Annotated in this window: 23 protein-coding genes; 15 read left to right on the top strand and 8 right to left on the bottom strand. The window is 34.1% G+C overall.

What is annotated here, in order from left to right; genetic code table 11:
- Nucleotides 1-27 precede the first annotated feature (27 nt).
- From D9K81_RS09830 to D9K81_RS09770, 13 genes are all read left to right on the top strand, one after another.
- Entirely contained in the window at nt 28-1320 is a 1293-nt protein-coding gene (locus tag D9K81_RS09830) for a glycosyltransferase family protein (RefSeq protein ID WP_120373645.1), read from the top strand.
- Entirely contained in the window at nt 1296-2213 is a 918-nt protein-coding gene (locus D9K81_RS09825) for a glycosyltransferase (RefSeq protein ID WP_120373644.1), read from the top strand. Before D9K81_RS09830 ends, D9K81_RS09825 begins: the two co-directional genes overlap by 25 nt.
- A 5-nt stretch (nt 2214-2218) precedes the next feature.
- On the top strand, nt 2219-2584 hold the full coding sequence (locus D9K81_RS18850) for a GtrA family protein (RefSeq protein WP_120373643.1): 366 nt from the start codon (nt 2219-2221) through the stop codon (nt 2582-2584).
- Complete coding sequence (locus tag D9K81_RS09815) at nt 2584-3435, top strand: glycosyltransferase family 2 protein (protein ID WP_120373642.1); 852 nt, start codon at nt 2584-2586, stop codon at nt 3433-3435. The genes D9K81_RS18850 and D9K81_RS09815 overlap by 1 nt, the downstream gene beginning before the upstream one ends.
- Before the next feature lie 2 nt (nt 3436-3437).
- Nucleotides 3438-5153: an ABC transporter ATP-binding protein gene (locus D9K81_RS09810; RefSeq protein ID WP_227602010.1), complete on the top strand. Its 1716-nt coding sequence runs from the start codon at nt 3438-3440 to the stop codon at nt 5151-5153.
- Nucleotides 5154-5167: 14 nt separating this feature from the next.
- On the top strand, nt 5168-6340 hold the full coding sequence (locus D9K81_RS09805) for a glycosyltransferase (RefSeq protein WP_120373641.1): 1173 nt from the start codon (nt 5168-5170) through the stop codon (nt 6338-6340).
- A gap of 91 nt (nt 6341-6431) precedes the next feature.
- Nucleotides 6432-7097, top strand: coding sequence for a class I SAM-dependent methyltransferase (locus tag D9K81_RS09800; RefSeq protein ID WP_171406909.1), 666 nt, complete (start codon nt 6432-6434; stop codon nt 7095-7097).
- Entirely contained in the window at nt 7094-8176 is a 1083-nt protein-coding gene (locus tag D9K81_RS09795; protein WP_120373639.1) for a glycosyltransferase family 4 protein, read from the top strand. Before D9K81_RS09800 ends, D9K81_RS09795 begins: the two co-directional genes overlap by 4 nt.
- Nucleotides 8173-9126 carry a GDP-mannose 4,6-dehydratase gene (locus D9K81_RS09790; RefSeq protein ID WP_120373638.1) on the top strand — a complete coding sequence of 318 codons (954 nt, stop codon included), beginning with the start codon at nt 8173-8175 and terminating at the stop codon, nt 9124-9126. The genes D9K81_RS09795 and D9K81_RS09790 overlap by 4 nt, the downstream gene beginning before the upstream one ends.
- Nucleotides 9127-9136: 10 nt before the next feature.
- Nucleotides 9137-10255, top strand: coding sequence for a GDP-mannose 4,6-dehydratase (gmd, locus tag D9K81_RS09785; RefSeq protein WP_120373637.1), 1119 nt, complete (start codon nt 9137-9139; stop codon nt 10253-10255).
- Between the two features lie 3 nt (nt 10256-10258).
- Complete coding sequence (gene fcl, locus D9K81_RS09780; RefSeq protein ID WP_120373636.1) at nt 10259-11227, top strand: GDP-L-fucose synthase; 969 nt, start codon at nt 10259-10261, stop codon at nt 11225-11227.
- Between the two features lie 15 nt (nt 11228-11242).
- Nucleotides 11243-12667 (top strand): mannose-1-phosphate guanylyltransferase/mannose-6-phosphate isomerase, encoded by a 1425-nt coding sequence (locus D9K81_RS09775; protein ID WP_120373635.1) that lies wholly within the window; start codon nt 11243-11245, stop codon nt 12665-12667.
- A complete protein-coding gene (locus D9K81_RS09770) occupies nt 12667-13398 on the top strand; it encodes a glycosyltransferase family 2 protein (RefSeq protein WP_120373634.1) in 732 nt (243 codons plus the stop codon). Before D9K81_RS09775 ends, D9K81_RS09770 begins: the two co-directional genes overlap by 1 nt.
- On the opposite strand, the gene D9K81_RS09765 is transcribed toward D9K81_RS09770, so the two are convergent.
- Together D9K81_RS09765 and D9K81_RS09760 are read right to left on the bottom strand one after the other, a co-directional pair.
- On the bottom strand, nt 13381-14451 hold the full coding sequence (locus D9K81_RS09765) for a glycosyltransferase (RefSeq protein WP_120373633.1): 1071 nt from the start codon (nt 14449-14451) through the stop codon (nt 13381-13383). The genes D9K81_RS09770 and D9K81_RS09765 overlap by 18 nt on opposite strands.
- 4 nt (nt 14452-14455) lie before the next feature.
- The gene (locus tag D9K81_RS09760) at nt 14456-15532 is read right to left on the bottom strand and encodes a glycosyltransferase family 4 protein (protein WP_228199815.1); all 1077 of its coding nucleotides are present in this window, start codon (nt 15530-15532) and stop codon (nt 14456-14458) included.
- A gap of 253 nt (nt 15533-15785) precedes the next feature.
- Here D9K81_RS09760 and D9K81_RS09755 point away from each other — a divergent pair, with 253 nt between their 5' ends.
- Nucleotides 15786-16235: a pilin gene (locus D9K81_RS09755; RefSeq protein ID WP_120373631.1), complete on the top strand. Its 450-nt coding sequence runs from the start codon at nt 15786-15788 to the stop codon at nt 16233-16235.
- A gap of 31 nt (nt 16236-16266) precedes the next feature.
- On the opposite strand, the gene bfr is transcribed toward D9K81_RS09755, so the two are convergent.
- The 6 genes from bfr to gmk all read right to left on the bottom strand — a co-directional run bounded on the left by bfr (nt 16267) and on the right by gmk (nt 21076).
- Nucleotides 16267-16731 carry a heteropolymeric bacterioferritin subunit Bfr gene (gene bfr / locus D9K81_RS09750; RefSeq protein ID WP_120373630.1) on the bottom strand — a complete coding sequence of 155 codons (465 nt, stop codon included), beginning with the start codon at nt 16729-16731 and terminating at the stop codon, nt 16267-16269.
- 227 nt (nt 16732-16958) lie between these two features.
- Entirely contained in the window at nt 16959-17153 is a 195-nt protein-coding gene (locus tag D9K81_RS09745) for a bacterioferritin-associated ferredoxin (protein WP_120373629.1), read from the bottom strand.
- Nucleotides 17154-17308: 155 nt separating this feature from the next.
- Nucleotides 17309-17692, bottom strand: a complete 384-nt coding sequence (locus tag D9K81_RS09740; protein WP_106983954.1) for a RidA family protein — start codon at nt 17690-17692, stop codon at nt 17309-17311.
- A 77-nt stretch (nt 17693-17769) separates the two neighbouring features.
- The gene (locus tag D9K81_RS09735) at nt 17770-19875 is read right to left on the bottom strand and encodes a RelA/SpoT family protein (protein WP_121523261.1); all 2106 of its coding nucleotides are present in this window, start codon (nt 19873-19875) and stop codon (nt 17770-17772) included.
- Nucleotides 19876-20094: 219 nt separating this feature from the next.
- Nucleotides 20095-20376: a DNA-directed RNA polymerase subunit omega gene (gene rpoZ, locus D9K81_RS09730; RefSeq protein WP_120363916.1), complete on the bottom strand. Its 282-nt coding sequence runs from the start codon at nt 20374-20376 to the stop codon at nt 20095-20097.
- A gap of 76 nt (nt 20377-20452) precedes the next feature.
- Nucleotides 20453-21076 carry a guanylate kinase gene (gene gmk, locus D9K81_RS09725; protein ID WP_120373627.1) on the bottom strand — a complete coding sequence of 208 codons (624 nt, stop codon included), beginning with the start codon at nt 21074-21076 and terminating at the stop codon, nt 20453-20455.
- A gap of 134 nt (nt 21077-21210) precedes the next feature.
- Between gmk and ispH the strand changes: the two genes are divergently transcribed.
- Complete coding sequence (gene ispH / locus D9K81_RS09720) at nt 21211-22161, top strand: 4-hydroxy-3-methylbut-2-enyl diphosphate reductase (protein ID WP_120373626.1); 951 nt, start codon at nt 21211-21213, stop codon at nt 22159-22161.
- Nucleotides 22162-22249 lie beyond the last annotated feature (88 nt).

Raw genomic sequence — 22249 nt, 5'->3', positions numbered from 1 at the left:
TGATGTTTTTGGGTTAGGGAAGCTGGAATGGAATTAAAGAAAAAAATAATTTATTTTTCTATGTTTATAATGATAATGCTTGGATTATATCTTCGTTATTTAGTAGTCCAGTATTCAGCTGTTGATACACCTCTAAGAGCAGATGCGCGTGAATATTATAGTTACGCAGTAAATATGCGGGAGTGGGGGATATATTCAAAAGAGTACAATGTAAGTAAAAGCCCAAGCCCAGACTCCTTAAGAAGTCCAGGTTTTCCTTTTTTTGCATATATTTTTTATAATTCAAATCAAGATATATTTATTAAACATGTCCTTATTGCTCAAACTATATTTCAAGTAATTTCTTTTACATTTCTTTTTTTTGTATTACATCGTTTTTATGGTGCGCTTGTTTCGTTGATAACAGGTTGGTTTTTATGGACATTTCCTCATTTTGTAAATATTAATATTTATTTTCTATCAGAGTCATTGTTTACATCATTATTAGCTTTATTAATTGGGATGGCTATTTTATCTAATTTTGCAGAGCATAAAAGAAAGTTTTACTATACTTTTTTTGCTATATTGTTAGGCTTAGCAATACTTGTGCGTCCAACATTACAATATTTCCCCTTATTTCTATTCGTTATTTATATTATTTATTATCGAAAAATCACTACTTTCTCAATCTTTTTTTTGATTATTTCTTTACTACCAATGCTACTTTGGGGTGCTCGAAATCTTTTTGTTATTGGGCAATGGTCTGATCCGACTTTAATGATTAATGGCTTGTATCATGGAAGTTTTCCATGGTTTATGTATCATAATATCCCTGAAAGTTTTGGTTTTCCTTATAATTTTGATCCACAAGCAAATGAAGTTTATCAAGGTGTTGGTAGGACACTTGAAATTATTTTCGAAAGATTTGTTGAAGATCCTTTGAATTATCTATCTTGGTATCTAATTGGAAAGCAATTTTTTTTATGGCAATGGAGTATTATTGCTGGTCAAGGTGATATTTTTATTTATCCAACTTTAGCCTCACCATATTATGGGGAAAAGACTTCATTATTTACATATTCTATAAATAAATTTTTTCATTTATTCTGGTTGATCGGTGCTTTTTCTGGCCTGATAGTTGTTATTAAAAGGTTTCTTAAAAGAGAAACCTTGAGTTTTGCTATTCTAGTTATTAGTACAGTTTTTTTATATGCTATTTTAATTCATATTATTGTAGCTCCCTTTCCACGTTATGGTATTCCTTTTAAAATTCCAGCAATGATCATATTTGCAATTACATTCAGTGAGATAATCAAGTGGCTCAAAAGAAAATTTGTGTAATCCTGCCATGTTTGAATGAAGAAAAGGCTATTGCAAATGTTGTGCAGGGATTTATTGAGCATGTTGAAAATTGTACAGTATACGTCTTTGATAATAACTCAACAGATAATACTATAGAAGAAGCTCAATCCGCTGGTGCATTGACTAGAGTAGTCAAGATGAAAGGAAAGGGGAATGTTGTTCAAGCGATGTTTCGGGATGTTGATGCCGATATTTATATCCTTGCAGATGGAGATGGAACTTACCCTGCGAAAGAGGCCAGAGAAATGGTTAATCAACTTATGCTCCATGATGCCGATTTGGTAATAGGTAGTCGTTTAGGGACATATAAAAATAGTCAAAGTAGAAAGAAGCATTTTTTAGGTAATTTATTATTAACAAATACAGTGAATAAATTATTTGCAACAGAAGCTTATGATTTATTGAGCGGATATAGGGTAATGTCTAGACGATATGTGAAAACGATGCCACTATTTTCAAAGGGTTTTGAAGTCGAAACAGCAATGACAATTCACGCAATTGAAGTTGGAGCAAAAATAATTGAACATCCAATTAATTATTTGCCACGCATAGAAGGCACTGAAAGCAAGTTAAATACTTGGCAGGATGGTTTTAAGATTGGTAAAGAGATATTTCAACTTTATAAAGATTATGCGCCAAAGGTTGTTTATTTTATTTTAGCAATATCTTTTATTTTGATTGGCTTTTTTATTGGAATCCCAGTAGTTATTGAGTATATCTATACTGGTTTAGTGCCAAAATTTCCACGTGCAATTTTGGCTTCAGCATTAGTTACTATTGGTATTTTTACTGCTTTTATTGGCATTGTTTTGAGTTCGATATCAAAGCTACGACGCGAAATGAAAAAATTAGCTTTTTTATCAATTAATTAAATTTTATGAAAAAGTTCTACTTTTTTTGTTTAGTTGGAGGTGTGGGTTTTATATTTGATTATTTAGTTTTTTCTGTGACAAATATATTTCTGAACACATATACTTCTAAAATAATTGGTTTCATATGTGCTGCACAGCTTACATACTTTATGAATAAATTTATCACTTTTTCACAGTGTAATGCTATCTATACCGCATATATATTCGGGCAAGTGAAAGGATTCTTAATAAATATGTTTATTTTTACAGTGATCTATTCTTTTACGAGAAATCAAAATATTGGATTTCTAGTGGCCGCTGGAATTACTGTAATATTTAATTTTTTTTATGCAAATTTTTTTGCATTTAAGACTAAACCTGAGGGCTATTGATGGCTATTTCTGTCGTTCTTCCTGCTAAAAACGAATCTGGAGCAATTGGTCAAACAATTGAAAGAATTCAGAAATTGCAAATTGTTGATGAAATTATTGTTATTAATGATGGATCTATAGATAATACCAAGGATATTGCTGAAAAAGCTGGAGCGAAAGTTATTAGCCATCCTTATTCCAAGGGAAATGGTGCTGCAATTAAGACTGGCGCTAGAAATGCGGTGGGTGACATCATTGTATTTATGGATGCAGATGGTCAGCATGATCCTCAGGATATTCCTCGATTGCTAACAGAAATAAATCAAGGATATGACTTGGTTGTTGGTGCACGACAGAAAGGCTCTCAGGCAAGTTTGGGGCGAGGTGTTGCAAATAAATTGTATAATAATCTTGCAACTTATATGACAGAGCATAAAGTTGAAGATTTAACATCCGGATTTCGAGCTGTTCGTGCAGAAAAGTTTCGTGAATTTCTATATCTACTTCCTAATGGTTTTTCATATCCAACTACAAGTACAATGGCGTTTTTTAGGGCAGGTTATTCAGTTACTTATGTGCCAATTCATGCGGCAAAAAGAATAGGAAGTAGTCATATTAAACCATTAAAAGATGGTATCCGTTTCTTTATTATTATTTTTAAAATTGCAACTTTATTCTCACCTCTAAAAATGTTTTTACCTTTTGCAATGTTGCTATTTTTATTAGCAACCAGTTGGTATGGTTATACTCTTTATGAATACCAAAGATTCACTAATATGAGTGCCCTACTTTTTACGGGGAGTATTATGATTTTTCTGATGGGATTGATTTCTGAGCAGATAACAGCATTGATGTATAAGAAAGAAGATTGAGGATGATTTTGAATAACTCAATTTTAAAAATATGGAAAATATTGACGCCTCTAGATAAAAAAAAATTAGGAGTAGTTTCAATTTTAGTTATTTTTATGACAATTATTGAATCTATAGGTGTTGTTTCTATAATGCCATTTTTGGCTGTATTGGCGAATCCGGAAAGTATACAACAAAATTTTTTATTAAAAAAAATATATAATTTTTTTCAAGCCCAAAATTCCAATCAATTTATTATTTATTTGGGTGTTATTTCACTTGTTATTGTTATATTGTCAGCACTTTTAAAAATATTAACACAATATGCTTTGAATCGTTTTTCTAGTCTACAAAGGCATTATTTTTCTAGTCGCCTACTTAAGATTTATTTAAAGCAAAATTATAGTTTTTTCCTTCAAAGAAATAGTGCAGATTTAACGAAAATTTTATTGAATGATGTAGATCAGGTTGTGTGGGGGGTAATTAAACCTGTATTGTCGATACTATCTTATGGCTTAATTATTATTGCAATGATTATATTGCTTGTTTTTTATGATCCTATGATGGCCTTAACAACTGCTGGGGTGATTGTTAGTTTTTATGCGTTGATGTTTTATATTGTCAAAAATTTTATGAAAAGAATTAGCAAAGAGTTTTCAGTTGCTAATCAAGAAAGATATCAAAGTTGTCAGGAAGTCTTTGGTGGCATAAAAGATGTGATGATTAATCATGCACATGATTATTATTATCAGCGATTTGATAGAAACTCTCGAGTTTATGCGAGACATTATGCTTCGCATGAATCTTTGGGGCAGATACCTCTTCATATTATTGAAACCATTGGCTATGGCTGTTTAATCATTTTAGCAATATTTTTGGTTTTACAAGATTATAGTGTAGGAACAATATTACCTGTTATTGGCTTATATGGTGTTGCTGCATATAGAATGCTTCCAGCAGCACAAAATATTTATCGTGCTGTAACAACTTACAAATTCTCTCAGCATGTTTTAATTGGTGTGATTCATGAGTTTGAATTGGATTTAAATAAAAATAATTTTTATAAAAATACAGGGCTAATAGGTTTTCGTTCTAATTTAGAGTTGGTGAATGTATGTTTTGAGTACCCAAATCATCCGAATAAGAAAATTCTCGAAAATATTAATCTAAAAATTGATAAGAATAGTAGTCTTGGAATTACTGGTAAAAGTGGATCTGGTAAAAGTACTTTAATGGACATTATGCTGGGTCTTTTACAGCCAACTTCTGGTACTTTACACATAGATGGTAAGGTTATAAATGAAGAAAATGTACAAAGCTGGCAAAGCTTAGTGAGCTATGTACCTCAGTTTATTTATCTGGCAGACATGTCTATTGCTGAAAATATTGCTTTTGGCATTCCAAAGAATCAAATAGATTTTGAAATGGTTGTTGAATCAGCAAAGCTTGCCCAAATAGATGAATTTATTACTCAAAATTTGAAAGAAGGTTATAATACGGTGATTGGTGAGCGTGGTATTTTACTGTCTGGCGGACAGCGCCAGCGTTTAGGAATTGCTCGAGCAATATATAAGCAACCACAAGTGATTTTTATGGACGAAGCTACAAGTGCTTTAGATACTGAAACTGAAAAAGCAGTTAATGAGGCGATTCAAAGTTTAAATGGGAAAATGACTATGGTGATTATTGCACATCGTGAAAGTGCGGTAGCGAAGTGTGACTCTATTTTAAAGCTATAATTGATAGGCTAATTATGAAACTTATTAAGTCTTTTTTTAAAATAGTAATGAATTGGTATTTTAATAGAACTGTTAGGAATTATTATAGGACAAGTTTTAAAAAAAATGTTTTAATTTCGTATATTACTCTCCCATTTTATAAAAACTATGTATCTCATACTAATAGTTTTGAAGCTCTAACAGCAGCAAAGATCTTTAATGAGTTAGGATATAACGTTGATATCCTGTTTTATAAAAATAAAATTACTAATTTAAAGAAATATGATGTTATTTATGGTTTTGGTGATGTTTTTGAACAGGTTGTCAAAAAAAACTTGAACCCTACGCTGATTTACTATGGTACAGGAATGCATGTGTGTCATCAGAATATAAAAACTCTTGAACGAATGTATGATGTGTATCAAAAAAAGGATGTATGGTTACCAAAATCCATGAGATATGTACATGAATCTTGGTCATACCAAACTACGATTGCTCATGCAATTATTGCTTTAGGTAATGAAGTTTGTACAAAAAGCTATAGAGAACATACAAATATTAGTGAAATATATTCTTTACGTGCTCCTTATTTTCATACGATAAAAAATAATCTTATTTATGAAAGAAAAGAGTGCTCAAAAAATAAATTTTTATGGTTTGGTAGCTCAGGACTAATTCATAAGGGGTTAGATTTATGTCTAGAATATTTTAAGTTAAATAAAACAATTGAATTGCATATTTGTGGGAATATTTCATCAGAACCAGATTTCGTGAAAGTATATTATGAAGAGCTATATAGGACAAAAAATATATTTACTCATGATTTTGTTGATATTAACTCTGAGAAATTCAAGGATATTTTATTAACTTGTAGCTTTATTATTTTTCCTTCTTGTTCTGAGGGTGGCTCTCCATCTGTAGCTACTTGTGTTGGTAATGGCGGTTTAATACCTATGGTTACTAAGGAAACAAGCTTTAGCACAGGCTATGAAATTATAATTGATAATTATTCTTTGAAAGGTATAGAAGATGCGATTCATCGTGTTACAAGCTTAAACTTTGAAGAGATTAAGGCTTTACAAAAATATAATCAGCAATTTGTTTTAGAGAATAATTCTCAAGATAAATATTTGAAAGATATGAGAAATATTATTAATAATATAATCGGATCAGCTACGGATGAGTGTGCTAATGTATCAAATTTGTAGAGTCTGTCAACATGCACAAAGTAGATATATATTTCAAAGTCAGTTACTTAATCATGTAGTCAAATATTATGAGTGCCCTATTTGTGAATTTGTGCAAACAGAGAATCCATATTGGTTGGAAAAAGCATATGATTCAGCTATCAATGATGTTGACACTGGTATTATGAAAAGAAATCAGATGTGTTCAAAGAGGGCAACAAATTTATGTGCTCTTCTAAATATAAAAGATGAAAATATATTAGATTATGCTGGTGGTTATGGTATTTTTACTCGTTTAATGAGAGATGTAGGTTTCAATGTACTTTGGAAAGATAAATACTGTGATAATTTATTGGCTAAAGGTTTTGGTTATAATGGGCAGAATGTCAAACTATTAACTGCTTTTGAAGTATTTGAACACCTGGAAAGCCCAATACATGCACTGGATGAAATGTTTAGTATTTCTTCCAATATTTTCTTTTCTACTTTACTAATTCCAGAACCAACCCCAAAAATTGAAGATTGGTGGTATTATGGTCAAAGACATGGGCAACATATTGGTTTTTATAGAAAAAAAACCTTGGAATATTTGGCGAAAAAATATAATAAAAACTTATACTCATACAACTCTGAAATACATTTATTTTCAGAAGTGAAAATATCAAAGTTATTTTATATGATTTTAATGAAGTTTTATAAGCTATTCTATATTTATACTCAAAGGAGAGTTTCTTCAAAAATATGGAGTGATTATATTGAGGTTGGAGAAAGAAAATGAAGATAAAGTTTGATCCAGCAATTTTTTGCAGTCAAAGATTTGGAGGTATTTCTAGGTATTTTTTTGAACTGTCGAATGAAATTAGAGCTTTAAATAAAAACGATGATATTAAAATAGTCGCTCCATTTTATACTAATGAATATATTAGGCAGTCTGAATTTACAAAAGGGTATTATTGGGGTAAATATCCGAAATATACCAATCAGTTGTATAAGAGGTTAAATTATTTTATAGATATTTTAGATGATAAAGTGTTTTCATATGATATTTGTCATATGACTTATTATAAGCCATATGTTAATAAATCAAAGTCTAAAAAAGTTATTACAGTCTATGATATGATTCATGAAATATTTCCTGATAATTTTAATGTACATGATAGAACTAGAAATAATAAATTAATCTCTATTAATGCTAGTGATCATATAATTTGTATTTCTGAAAGTACTAAGTCTGATTTAATTAATATATTAAAAATTCCTGAGAAGAAAATTTCTGTTATATATTTGGGAGTTGGTTCGGAAGTTGGTGCATTGGTGGAGAAAAAAGATGATTATATATTATATGTAGGTTCGCGTGGTGGATATAAAAATTTCAACAATTTTGTTAAAGCATATTCAATTAATGTTTTCTTAAGAAACAAAATGAAAATATATGTTTTTGGTGGTGGAGAATTTTCAAAAGAGGAGTTGAGTCTATTTAATAGTTTAGGTATTAATGAGAAATATATTATTCATGTGGGCAATGATGATCTTATATTAGATGGTTTATATAAGAATGCTTTAGCTTTTGTATATCCATCTTTATATGAAGGGTTTGGTTTGCCTCCATTAGAAGCAATGATTAGAGGGTGTCCAGTAGTAGTTAGTAATACTAGTTCTATTCCAGAAGTCGTGGGGGAGGCTGGTTTATATTTTAATCCTAATTCAGTAAGTGATATGAGTGAGGCCTTATCTAAAATTGTTTTTGATACGCGTTTGAGAGAGTTACTTATAGCTAAGGGTATCGAGCACGCACAAAAATTTACTTGGAAGAATTGCGCTATACGGACTAGAGAAGTTTATGAGAGTTTACTTTGAATAAAACAGCATTGATTTTTGGGGTGTCTGGTCAAGATGGTGCTTATCTTGCAAAATTTTTACTTGATCAGGGGTATTCTGTTTATGGTACTTCTCGGCAGACTTATATTGATAATTTTTATAAACTTAACATTAGTCATTTAGTTCATATATTTCATGTTAATCTAGAATCATACTTTGAAATTGAACAGCTTATTATCTCTATTAATCCTAGTGAAATTTATTATTTAGCAAGTCAATCCTCAGTTGCTATGTCATTTAAATTGCCAGCAGAAACAATTAAGAGTTGTACCCTGGGTTTGCTTAATATTCTTGAAGCTTGTCGGAATCATCAGATTAATACAAAGATCTATAATGCAGGCTCAAGTGAATGTTTTGGTGATAGTTTAGGAATGCCAATTTGCGAAAAAACTATTTTTGCACCTAAAAGTCCGTATGCTATTGGAAAATCATCTAGCCATTGGCTAGTACAGACATATAGAGAAGCATATTCAATGTTTGTATGCACTGGTTTTTTATTTAATCATGAGTCGAGACTCAGACCTGATACGTTCGTTACTAAAAAAATCATATCTACAGCTCAGCGTATTGCAGCAGGTTCAAAAGAAACTCTTATCTTGGGTCGTCTTGATATTTATAGGGATTGGGGTTTTGCTCCAGAATATGTGGAAGCTATGTGGAAAATTTTGCAGGCTCAAGAACCAGATGATTTTATTATTGCGACTGGCGTTAGTTATTCTTTAAAGGATTTTGTGATTAATGTTTTTGAAAATCTAAATCTAAATTTAGATTGGGAAAAATATACCCGACAATCGGAAGAGTTTTTTAGGCCTAATGAGTTGCTTGTTAGTCGGGCTGATCCATCTAAAGCAGAGCAGAAATTAAAATGGAGAGCTCAAAAAACAATGCCAGAGGTAGTTAAATGTATGCTTTATGAACTGGATAAATAAGGGGGAGAGAATGAAAAAAGCACTTATTACTGGCATTACAGGTCAAGATGGTTCGTATCTGGCTGAGTTTTTATTAGAAAAAGGCTATGAAGTGCATGGCATAAAACGACGTGCCTCAAACTTTAATACACAACGAATAGATCATATTTACCAAGATCCGCATGTGGACCATCAACGTTTAGTACTTCATTATGGTGACTTAACTGATTCATCAAATTTAACACGTATTATCAATGAAGTGCAGCCTGATGAAATTTATAATTTGGCTGCACAATCTCACGTGGCAGTCAGTTTTGAATCTCCAGAATATACTGCAGATGTGGATGCGCTAGGTACATTACGTTTATTAGAATCCATTCGTTTTTTAGGATTAGAGAAAAAAACTAAGTTTTATCAAGCATCTACTTCTGAGCTTTATGGTTTGGTACAAGAAATACCACAAAAAGAGACGACCCCGTTTTACCCGCGGTCACCATATGCAGTAGCTAAATTATATGCATACTGGATCACAGTGAACTACCGTGAAGCCTATGGCATGTTTGCTTGTAATGGAATTTTGTTTAATCACGAATCTCCAAGACGTGGAGAAACTTTTGTAACACGTAAAATCACTCGATCATTTGCCAATATGGCTGTAGGTCTGGAAGAGTGTTTATATTTAGGAAATTTGGATGCACTGCGAGATTGGGGGCATGCCAAAGACTATGTGCAAATGCAATGGATGATGTTACAGCAGGATCAGCCACAAGACTATGTTATTGCCACTGGAGAACAATATAGCGTTCGTCAGTTTGTAGAGTGGTCAGCGAGTGAATTGGGTATTCAATTACGTTTTGAGGGGGAAGGTATTGAGGAAGTGGGTGTTATTGAATCAATCTACTCAGAAAAATGCCCATCTTTAAGTGTGGGGAAAATTATCGTAAGAGTTGATCCTCGATATTTCCGACCTGCAGAAGTTGAAACATTGCTGGGTGATGCGACCAAAGCAGAACAAGAGTTGGGTTGGAAAGCTAAAATTAGTGTCAAAGATTTATGTGCAGAAATGGTTCAGCATGACTTAAAAACAGCACAAAAAAATTCGCTGTTAAAACAGCATGGTTTTGAAATTGATATTTCTTTGGAAAAATAAGTTATGAATTCACAACGTATTTTTGTGGCTGGCTCTAAAGGAATGGTGGGTTCCGCGATCATTCGAAAACTTGAGCAGGATCAAACTTGTGAAATTATAACAGCATCAAAACAGGAGCTAAATTTAACGGATCAAGCTTCTGTAAATGCTTTTTTTAAAAAAAATAGAGTCGATCAAATATACTTGGCGGCAGCAAAAGTTGGTGGTATAGGTGCAAATTTACAATACCCAGCTGATTTTATTTATCAAAATTTAATGATTCAAAGTAATGTGATTAATGCTGCACATTGTAATGATGTGCAAAAACTATTATTTTTAGGATCATCATGTATTTATCCTAAATTTTCACAACAACCTATTGATGAGACCGAGCTTTTAACTGGACATTTAGAGCCTACTAATGAACCCTACGCAATTGCAAAGATTGCAGGGATTAAAATGTGTGAAAGTTATAATCGCCAATATGAACGTGATTATAGAAGTGTAATGCCCACAAATTTATATGGCATCCATGATAATTTTCATCCTAAAAACAGCCATGTTATTCCAGCACTGATAAGACGAATTCATGAGGCAAAGTTAGCCAATTTAAAAGATGTAGAAATCTGGGGCACAGGAAAGCCATTACGTGAATTTTTATATGTTGATGATATGGCAGAAGCTTGTGTACATATTCAAAACTTAGAGTTAAGCACGTATCAACATCATATTAATCCAATGCTGTCTCATATTAATATAGGCACTAATGACGAGGTCTCAATACTACAGCTGGCAAATGTCATCAAAGATGTTGTAGGCTACAGTGGTCAATTAATCTTTGATTCCACACAGCCCGATGGGACTTTACGTAAACTCTTGAATAGTCAAAAAATAAACAAATTAGGTTGGCAACCCCAAATTGGACTGAAACAAGGCTTGAAAATCACGTATGATTGGTTTTTAGAAAATGAAAATCAATTAAGACAAATCTGATTTTGGGGAAAGAGGATGATTGTTCCTGTGATTTTGGCAGGAGGTTCTGGCACGCGGTTATGGCCATTATCTCGTAGTAGTTATCCAAAACAATTTTTAAGGCTACTAAACCAGCATTCTTTATTACAGAATACAATTCTAAGACTCAGAAGCTTAGATTTGCCTTTTACTGCTCCTATGGTTATTTGTGGGGAAGAACATCGCTTTATTGTTGCTGAGCAATTAAGAGAGATTGATATTGATCAGGCTGATATCATTTTAGAGCCGATTGGAAGAAATACAGCACCAGCAATAACACTCGCTGCTCTGCATGCTCAAAAAAAATATCAACAACAAAATGTTAGCCTATTTATTCTTTCTGCTGATCATGAAATACAAAATCATGAAGCATTTAAATTCAGTATTGAGCAAGCTTATGGTTATTTGAATGTTGCGCCTGCTGTAATTTTTGGTATTAAACCAACTTACCCAGAAACAGGTTATGGTTATATCAAATATAGTGCGTCTATAGATTCTGGTACTCTTTATCATGTTGAAAATTTTGTAGAGAAACCTGATTTAGCAACAGCAGAAAATTATCTACGAACAGGTGGATATGCATGGAATAGTGGTATGTTCATGTTTGATCTGTTTAGATTTTTAGATTTAATGGATCAATATGCAAACGACATTAAATGTACATGTATAAATGCGTATGAAACATCAATAGCTGATTTAGATTTTATTCGTATTGATTTGGAGAAATTTAAACAATGTCCAAATATCTCCATTGATTATGCATTGATTGAAAGGGTAGCTGATTTGTTGATGGTTCAGCTGGATGCAGGTTGGAGTGATATTGGATCTTGGTCCGCACTTTTTGATATTCAAGAAAAAGATAAAGATCAAAATGTATTAAAAGGTGATGTAATACAACTGCATAGTCAAAAAAACTTAGTTTACGCCCAAGATAAATTAGTCAGTCTCCTTGGTGTTACTAACCTAATTGTCGTGGAAACAAAAGATGCAATATTGATTGCAAACCAAGCTTATGTACAGCATGTTAAAGATATCGTACAAATTTTGAAGGATAATAAAAGAACGGAAATAACAATCCACTGTGAAGCTTTTAGGCCGTGGGGAAAATACGAATGTATAGATGTTGGAACTCGTTATCAAGTGAAACGAATAACCGTAAATAAAGGTCAAAAGTTATCTTTACAGTTGCATCATCATCGTGCAGAACATTGGATTGTTGTGAAGGGGACGGCTAAAGTGCGAAAAGGCGAAAATACTTTTTTATTAAGTGAAAATGAATCAACTTATATTTCTATTGGAGAAATTCACTCATTGGAGAATCCAGGTTGTATTCCTTTGGAATTGATTGAAATACAGACAGGTTCGTACTTGAACGAAGATGATATTCATCGTTTTGAAGATTTATATGGACGTGTTCAATAATGCTGGAAAATAATAAATATAAAATTAGTGTAATTACAGCTGTCTATAACGCTGAGTTATGTATACAAAATTTGATAGAAAGTTTAAGGGTTCAGAAAGATAAGGATTTTGAATGGGTTGTGGTTGATGGAGCTTCCACAGATCGAACATTGGAAATCTTGAAGAGTATAAGCGATCTAAATATTAGGATTATTTCTGAGCCAGATTTTGGAATTTATGATGCTTTAAATAAAGGGATTAAACTCAGCTCTGCCGAATATTATTTAGTTGCAGGTGCTGATGATGTCTTTTATGAAAATGCTATTTATGATTATAGTGCCTCTATAGATGATTCAGTTGATATCGTTACTGGTATAGTTCATAAAAATGGTCATTCAGTTTGTGTGAGGAAAGGTGGTGCATGGTTGTTTGATCAGTGTGCTTATATTACCTGCCACTCTCTTGGAACATTAGTTAAGAAGAATTTGCATTTTGAATATGGTTTTTATTCTAGAAAATTTCCTATTGCAGCAGATCAATTTTTTATAATGCGATGCTGTGAAAATGGTGCAAAAATTATTCAGTTGGATACTATTGTTGGGCAGTTTGGTACAAGTGGTGTGAGTAGTGAAGATACAATTGGTACATGCACTGAAAAGTTTAGAGTTCAGCTATTACTTGGCAAGAATAAATGGATTCAATTTATCTTACTTGTATTGAAAATATTTAAGCGTTTACTCGCCCTTAAATAGTACTGTATATAGTTGCTGATTAATATAAGTCCAGGTGCGGTCATCTTTTGCTTTGAAGTAATATGGATTTTTAAGTTGATTTAGTATTGCTTGTGCAAAACTATTTGGATCTGAGCATTCTGATAGCATTGATGTTTCAGTTTTACTTAAGTTAAAGTTTGAAGAAAAATTAGAACTATTTGTACTGACAATTGGGATATTAAGTGCTAGATACTCAGCGATTTTACATGATGATCCATGATCCATTAATGCTGATTGTCTATACGGTAGTGCGAGTAAGTCGCAGCATGACATTGCTGTAGATACTGTATTAAAAGGAATATTGCCTAAGTAATGAATAAATTCATCATCAAGAGTTAAATCGATTCTCTTTGTACCGGCTATTAGTATTTTTAAGTCAATACCTGTTGCTCGAACTACTTTTGTAGCTTGAATTAAGTCATCGATTCCTCTTTCTGTTTCCATGCTACCAAAATAGCCAATATATAAATGATTATTTTCTAAATTGAAGTTTTGTCGTGCTTGACTCTTATCTTTTGGATAGAAAAGACTTTCATCGATTCCATTTGGCACAAAAAATGTTTTCTGGCATATTTTGTTGGTATCATTTAATAATTTTAAACTAGGGAAAAGACACATATCTGATTTTTTAAGTAATAATTGATATAAATTAATCCCAAATAAATTTCGATATCCAGAAAATGTGTCATATTTATCATATACATCAAAAATAAATTTTGAACGAGTAATTTTGGATAAAATGAGACTTAATAAGCCAATATAGCAGTCACCGCTCGCAATAATTAACTTCGGTCTTTTAAATATCATTTTAAATATCATATAAAGAAACATTAAGCTAAAGACAGGTGTGGTGGTAATTTCTAATTGTTGATCATTTGATCTGTTTGTATTTCGAGTGTGATAGTCAATGAGCCAAAGATGGGTCGTCTTTTTTTGGGATATATAGTACGGAATTTGATATATGCGACCAAATTTTTCATTATAAGCATCACGATTTGTATAAAATCTTTTACCAATAAATAGTACGTCCATTCTTTTAATTTACTACCTTTTGAAATTTTCTAGCTAAATTATGCCATGCAAATTTTTTGGCAAAATTTTGACATGATTCCATTTGAATTATAGATGGATTTTTTAATATTTGAATGGTGTAAGCAGTGAATTCAAGATAGTTTTGACTTGTTATTAGAAAACCGCTCTCTTTGCTTTTAATCGCATCAATGACTCCTCCAGTTGTAAATGCTACAGTTGGTAAGCCATACGAAGCAGCCTCAATCGCAACCATGCCAAAACCTTCGGGATCATTTGGGATATGCTTTACGGGAAATACATGTATATTCGCCATATAATAAAATTGAGTTAGAGTTTTTTCATCTACAGCACCAGTGAAAATAATATTTTGATCAACATTTATTTTTTTGGCAATTTTTAGCAATTCTTCTTTATTTTGAAATTTGTTATTTAGCGCATTACTTGCTGTATCACCGACAATAAGAAGAATAGTGTTTGGTATTTCTTTTACAATCTGTGGTAAACAGTTTTCAATAAATTCTAATAACCCTTTTCTTTCAGTTAGGCGTCCAACAGAGAGTAAAATTTTTTTATTTTGAATACAGAAATGATTTTTTAGATCTGTGATTAGGTTTTCATCTCTTTCTTTTGGAGGAAAATTTACACCTGGATGAATGATGGAGATTTTTGAGTCTCTTATTCCTTTATTTAACGCTAGTCTTTTTGTAGGAGTACTATTACAGATAATAGAATCTGCTGAGCGAAGGAAGGGCATCCATAATTTTTGGTATGTAAAGCTATTATTGTTTATGTCTAGCCCATGAAGATAAATAATGCTTTTTTTTCTAAAAACCTTTGCCCAGAAAACTACAATAGGTGCTGTTAAGCCACTTCCAGCAAATAGGGTATCTGGTTTTGTGGATAAACAAATCAGAAATGTTTTAAAGAAAGAAAATATTAAAAAAAGAGGTAGTGGATTGAGTGGGGCGCTATAAAATTTACATTGAGGTGGGGCCTGTTTTTTTGCTTGAATATGGCTTAATAAAATAACTTCATTTTGTTGACCTAACTCATCTGCAATATGCCAGTTGAGTCGTTCCATACCACCAATAAGAGGGGGGAGATTACGTGTGATTATTAAAATTTTTCTTTTAACCATGTTGAATAAATTAATGAATTTGTTAGCTCATTGTATCTAGTTTTTGATAGTAATAAAGTGATAAAGTTCGTCATCTTTAGACAAAAAACGACATTGATCAAAAAACTATAAAAATAAATATATGAATATTAAAAACAAATATTTGGCATGTTTTTTGATTTTAAAATTATATGATGGAGCGATTTGAGAAAGGGAAATGCAAAAAGGCTTTATGTTGATAGAACTTATGATTGTGGTCGCTATTATTGGTATTTTAGCTGCTATTGCAATTCCAGCCTATCAAAATTATACGACACGTGCACAGGTTTCTGAGGCTCTGAATATGGCAAGTTCATACAAAGGGGAACTAATAGCTATTTATGGTGAAGGAGGGACATGTCCAGCGTCTGTAGAAATGATGGGGGGCGGAGTATCTGGGTTAATTAATTCTAAGTATGTACAAAGTGTAGGTTTAAATACCACATACCCTGGTGCTTTGTGTGCGTTTGAGTTTACTTTTAGTAGTTCAGGAATGAATGCAGGAGTTGCGGGTAAAAAGCTTATTTTTGCAATGATGAATTATTCGGGAAGCGGTTCAGCACGTTGGGAGTGCGCATCGACTGAGATTAGGCAATTATATTTGCCATCAGCGTGTAAAGGTATTTAATAGAAGGCCCGCAGTTGCGGGCTTTAAAAACTTAAATCTTGCTTTGAATATAATTTTCAATACCCACATTTTCTACCAAATCTAATTGAGTTGTTACCCAGTCCAACCATTCTTCTTCTTTCTCAAGAATTTCTTGTACTAAATCACGTGTGACGTAATCCATGTGAGTTTCGGCTAAGGCAACGGCTTTCTGTATAGCTTCAATGTTTTCTTTTACTTTACGTACATCACAGTTTAACACTTCGGTTGTATGTTGACCGATATAGAGCTTTCCTAAATGTTGTAAATTAGGTAGGCCTTCTAAAAATAAAACACGTTCAATAATTTTATCCGCATGCTTCATTTGGCGAATAGACTCTTTATATTCAGCAGAGCCAAGTTGCTCAATCCCCCAATCATTAAACATACGTGAATGCAGGAAATATTGGTTGATTGCAGTCAAATGATGGTAGAGCACCTGATTTAACTGATTAATTACATCACGATTGCCTTTCATTGCATTTGCTCCATCAAGGTTGCCAAAGTAAATTGACTTGGGCACTAAAAAAATTGTATTAAAAATATCTTAAACAAGATGAGCTGAGATGGCGAGTAGTTTATTGAACAGCAAATGAAAATCGCAATCAAAAACAATAGGCTCTAAAAAAACAAACCCGCCTAGAGTCATGGCGGGGGAGGAGGAATAATCTTGCGATTATTGATTTATGATTATGATTATACGTTTTATGCTGCGATTGCGAGTTTGGATGCAATCATGGCTACTTCTTCACTGATGATTGCTCGCGCTTCAGGTGCACAGCGACCACAGCAAGTACCAAGGTCAAGTAAGTCACGCACTTCACGATAACTTTCAGCGCCGTTGGCAATGGCATCTTTTATGTCTTGATCTGTAATACCACGGCATAAACAAACGTACATTTGACGACAACCACAGTGAATGAGTAAGATAAGTAATATTATTGATAATTATTATCGTTTGTCAATTAAAATCATTTAATTTGTGGTTTATGGTTATTGAGAATTTGAATAAAAAAAGACCACCTTATCGGTAGTCTTTTATGGTTTTTTTTATCTTATTGATTAATAACAACAACACCATCCATTTCAACTAAAGCGCCTTTAGGTAAAGCTGCAACACCTAAAGCCGCACGTGCAGGGTAAGGTTGAGCAAAATATTCGCCCATAATTTGGTTGACGAGTTGAAAATGTGAGAGATCTGTCAGAAAAATATTTAGCTTTGCGATATCTGCTAAAGTTCCACCAGCTGCTTCACAAACCGCTTTTAGATTATCAAAAACACGACGTACTTGGGCTTCGATGCCTTCAACCAATTCCATGCTATACGGATCTAAGCCAATTTGACCTGAAAGGTATAATGTATTTCCAGTTAAAATAGCTTGTGAATAAGTACCAATTGCAGCAGGTGCATTTTCAGTATGGATCACTTGGCGGGACATCTTTTTCTCCTTGTAACATGGCATGCAAAATCAAGCTCAGTTATGCAGTTGCGCATATTAGGGTCTGATTATGCACATTAACTTGCTTTCGATGTTTCTGCAAAATTTACAGGCTGTGCTAGGCGTGAAATACGAGGGAAACCAAACAGCATACGTAAGTCACGAATAATTTTTGCAATTTGTTTCCGGTCATGGACAACGATATTGACGTAAGTTTTATCTTCGTGTGTACGAACAGATTCCACACCGACTTTTTCTTTACGGCATTGATAGATTAATTCTGAAATTTGTTCATCATTCATGTTCATATTAATGCACAAGAAAGCACTAAAACTGATGTCTTCAATTTCGTCAGCATTCCATTGTAAAGGCATAATATTTTCGGGGTGCATGTGTTGCTCATGCAAGAGGTTATGACAACGCGCACGGTGTACGATTAAGCCTCGACGCGATAAATGTCCTTGAATTTGATCTCCGAGTACAGGGTTGCAACAGTGTGCATATTTAACGTCTACACCTTCAGTACCCTGAATGAGGCGATCTGAGCTGGCTGTGCTATGTGTTGAATCTTGTGCAAATAAATGATTAGCAACCAATTGTGGCAATAAATCACCTACAGCAATTTGTTCAAATAACTGATTTTGATCTGCAATATGTCGCCAATTTAAAATATCTTGCCAATCTTCGGTGGTCAGATCATTCACAGACCGATTAAATAATTTTAATGCTCTGTTTAGGGCTTGTTGACCAACCAAACGTTGTTCATCCAAGTCCTGATCACGCAAAATATTTTGTAGTGCACGGCGGGCTTTTTGCGTATTAATAAAGCTTAACCAGTCTGGGTTGGGCGTAGCGAGCACATCGGTGATAATTTCAATAACTTGACCACTCATTAAAGGTGTTGATAATGGTTTGGTTTCACCATTAATTTTCGCACCAACGGCATGGTTACCTAAAAATAAGCTCGCTGAGTAAGCAAAATCGACAGCAGTTGCCCCTTGAGGTAATTCATGTAAATGACCCTGTGGGGTATATACCCAAATTTTCTCTTGATGAAGATAATCTAATAATTCACTAAACGTGGTTTTAGCACACTCACCATCAACCAATACGTTTAGATTTTGCATAGAGGCTTGAATGGCTGAACGACAGGCTTGAGGTGCATTTTCACCTAACACTACGCCAAAACGTGCAGCCTTACGCATCAATTCAGTCTGAATAGTCAGTGAGAGCGTCGTTTTTTCGCCTTTCAAACGCATCATTAATGATTGATTGCCACCAGGGAGTGGGCGGCGAATATGATCGGCATAATGTAGCACTTGAAAGCTATTTCTTAGAATTTCTGCAATACGGTCGCAGTCAGCAATACTTTGTAAAATAATTTCAAAGGCGTGGCTATGTGTGAGCTCTTGCAGGTCAATGTCGTTTTTAACGAAGTGGCGTAACAGCTCAATATTATTATTTTTCTTTTTAATTCGGCCTGAAATTTGATGTTCTTGAAGCAGTGTGTTGAGGTTATTTTCCCATTTTGTCTGGTATTCGCAACGTTTCGGTTTGGTCTGTGCAAGGGCGACTTGGACATTGTTATACATGTCGAGGTCTAAATTTTGATAACACAGATGTTCTAGATTGTCCGCCATTTCATTCATGCCGACAAGGCGTGCCATAGGGACAAAAATTTCAAAGGTTTCATTGGCAATACGCGAACGTTTGTCGGGGCGTAAAGCACCCAATGTTGTCATATTATGATAGCGATCGGCTAATTTAATAATAATGACACGTGGGTCTTGTAGGGTGGCTTGCAGAATTTTACGGAAGGACGCAGCTTTATTGTATTCTTTATCGCTGGATTGGCTTAGCTTAGTTACCCCATCCACAAGCTCTGCAACGGTTTTACTAAATTTTTCGCTAATGTCTTCTTTGCTAAAATCGGTGTCTTCAATGACGTCATGCAAAAGTGCAGCCATCAGTGTTTCTGCATCCATGCGCATGTGCGCCAAAATACAGCTGACAGCAATCGGGTGCAGAATATAGGGTTCACCGCTTTTACGTGTAATGCCATCATGTGCGATGTCGGCATAGTCACAAGCTTCAAGCACACGTTCGACATCACTTTCTGGAAGATAAGCGTCGATAATGATTTTCAGCTGTTGCTTGGCTTGACTGACCTCTGGGCCTGGCATAAAACACCTTTTACTACTAAATTCTACAAATGAAACGGTTAATCCTCTAATGAAATGCATATTGCATGACTTGTCAATTTAATCATTCAAAAAAATGAAAAAAACCAACATCTGCATAGCATTTCTATTTGTTTATTTATAACTGTTATTGGCGCAATATAAAAGTGTGAACATAAAAAAGCCTAGTTAAAAACTAGGCTTTTTTACATCAATCTCTAATTATTGGAAAGAAAAACCGTCCAAGTTAAGATTGTTTGCTGAAAGTGCAAGATCAAGGCTTGAAGTTTGGTAGTCTTGATCACGTTGCTTTAGAATCTCTTTAGATACATGGCCTTCAGCAATTTCACGAAGTGCAACAACAGTCGGCTTGTCATTGTCCCATTCAACAGTAGGTTCAATGCCTTGACGTGCTAATTGACGCGCGCGTTTGCTTGCCACTAGTACAAGCTCAAAGCGGTTGTCTACATGGTCTAAACAATCTTCAACGGTTACGCGTGCCATAAGAAATCTCGTTTGAATAATAAATTTTAACAGACTGTGCAGTATAAGAGTCTTTGGCTATAGACTCAAGTTTTAATCACAGCGAAGTCGGGGTAATTAATTTTTGAATCAATTCTAAGTGTCGGTTGGCTTGTTGCTTCAACACCAAACGATTCGCGATAATCACTGCTTCTAGATCATGTAGGGCTTTGTTGAAGTCATCATTAATAATGACATAATCAAAGTTTGTGTATTGTTGCATGTCTTCTACTGCACAGCTTAGACGATGTTCAATCACTTCTACAGAATCAGTACCGCGGTTAGATAAGCGCTGACGTAAGTCAAATTGGCTTGGCGGTAAAATAAAAATTTGTTTTGATTCAGGAAAAAGCTTACGAACTTGTTCTGCACCTTGCCAATCAATTTCTAGCAAGACGTCATGACCTTTCTCAAGTTGTTCTTTTACAGTTTGTTGTGCAGTCCCGTAATAGTTGCCGAATACTTCTGCATATTCGATAAAGCCACCTTTCGCAACTAAAGCTAAGAAATCATCTTTATTTGAGAAATGATAGTGAACACCATCGAGCTCACCAGGGCGTTGACCACGAGTGGTATGAGACACAGACACGTGTAAATTGTTCACACGTTCGAGCAGGGCTTTAACGAGGGATGTTTTGCCTGTTCCTGACGCTGCAGAAACGACAAACAAGAGACCCGACATGATATTTTTCCTGATATGATAAAATATCTTCTCTATTTTAAAGTAGACACGCTTTAAACTAAAGAGTTAGGCATCTATTGTTTACATTTATTTCAGTTAAATATTCAAATTATTGAATGGGCATTGAGGATTCTATGGAAATTGTTTTAGCCAATCCACGCGGTTTTTGTGCTGGTGTTGACCGTGCCATTGCGATTGTCAATCGGGCTTTAGAATGCTTCAACCCGCCCATTTATGTGCGCCATGAAGTCGTACACAACAAGTTTGTAGTAGATGATCTTCGTCAGCGTGGTGCGATTTTTGTAGATGAGCTGGATGAAGTGCCTGATGATAATATTGTAATTTTTAGTGCGCATGGTGTTTCAAAAGCGGTACAACAGGAAGCGGAGCACCGTGGATTAAAAGTTTTTGATGCAACCTGCCCCTTAGTGACTAAGGTGCATATTGAAGTCACTAAGTATGCGCGAGAAGGCGTGGAAGCTATTTTAATTGGTCATGAGGGGCACCCAGAAGTCGAAGGTACGATGGGTCAATATGACACCAAGCAAGGTGGCTCTATTTATTTGGTTGAAGATGAAGATGATGTTGCTGCTTTAGAGATTAAAGATCCTGCACATGTCGCTTTTGTGACCCAAACCACGCTATCTATTGATGATACGGCAAAAGTCATTGATGCTTTACGTGTGAAATTTCCGCAAATTCAGGGTCCGCGTAAAGATGACATTTGCTATGCAACGCAAAACCGCCAAGATGCAGTTCGTGACTTAGCTACACAATGTGATGTGGTGTTAGTTGTAGGTTCACCTAATTCTTCAAATTCAAATCGCTTGCGAGAGTTGGCTGAGCGCATGGGTAAGCATGCTTATTTGGTGGATAATGCAGAACAATTACAGCAAAGTTGGTTTGAAGAAGATTCAAAAATTGGGGTGACTGCAGGTGCATCTGCGCCAGAAATTTTAATTAAGCAAGTGATTCAGCGGTTACAGGATTGGGGCGCAAAAGCACCTTTGGAGCTCGCAGGTCGTGAAGAAAATATTACTTTTAGTTTGCCGAAAGAGTTACGTATTCCTGTAACGCAAGCTTAAAATGTTAATTGCTTAACATTCTGATATTTTTAAATATTTGACAGATAATTGCTTTTTAGCAATTATCTGTTTTTTTATACCTTTTATC

Origin of the sequence: Acinetobacter chengduensis, from assembly GCF_003664645.1 — a bacterium.
Classification (GTDB): Bacteria; Pseudomonadota; Gammaproteobacteria; order Pseudomonadales; family Moraxellaceae; genus Acinetobacter; species Acinetobacter chengduensis.
This window is presented reverse-complemented; position numbering and strand designations above follow the sequence as displayed.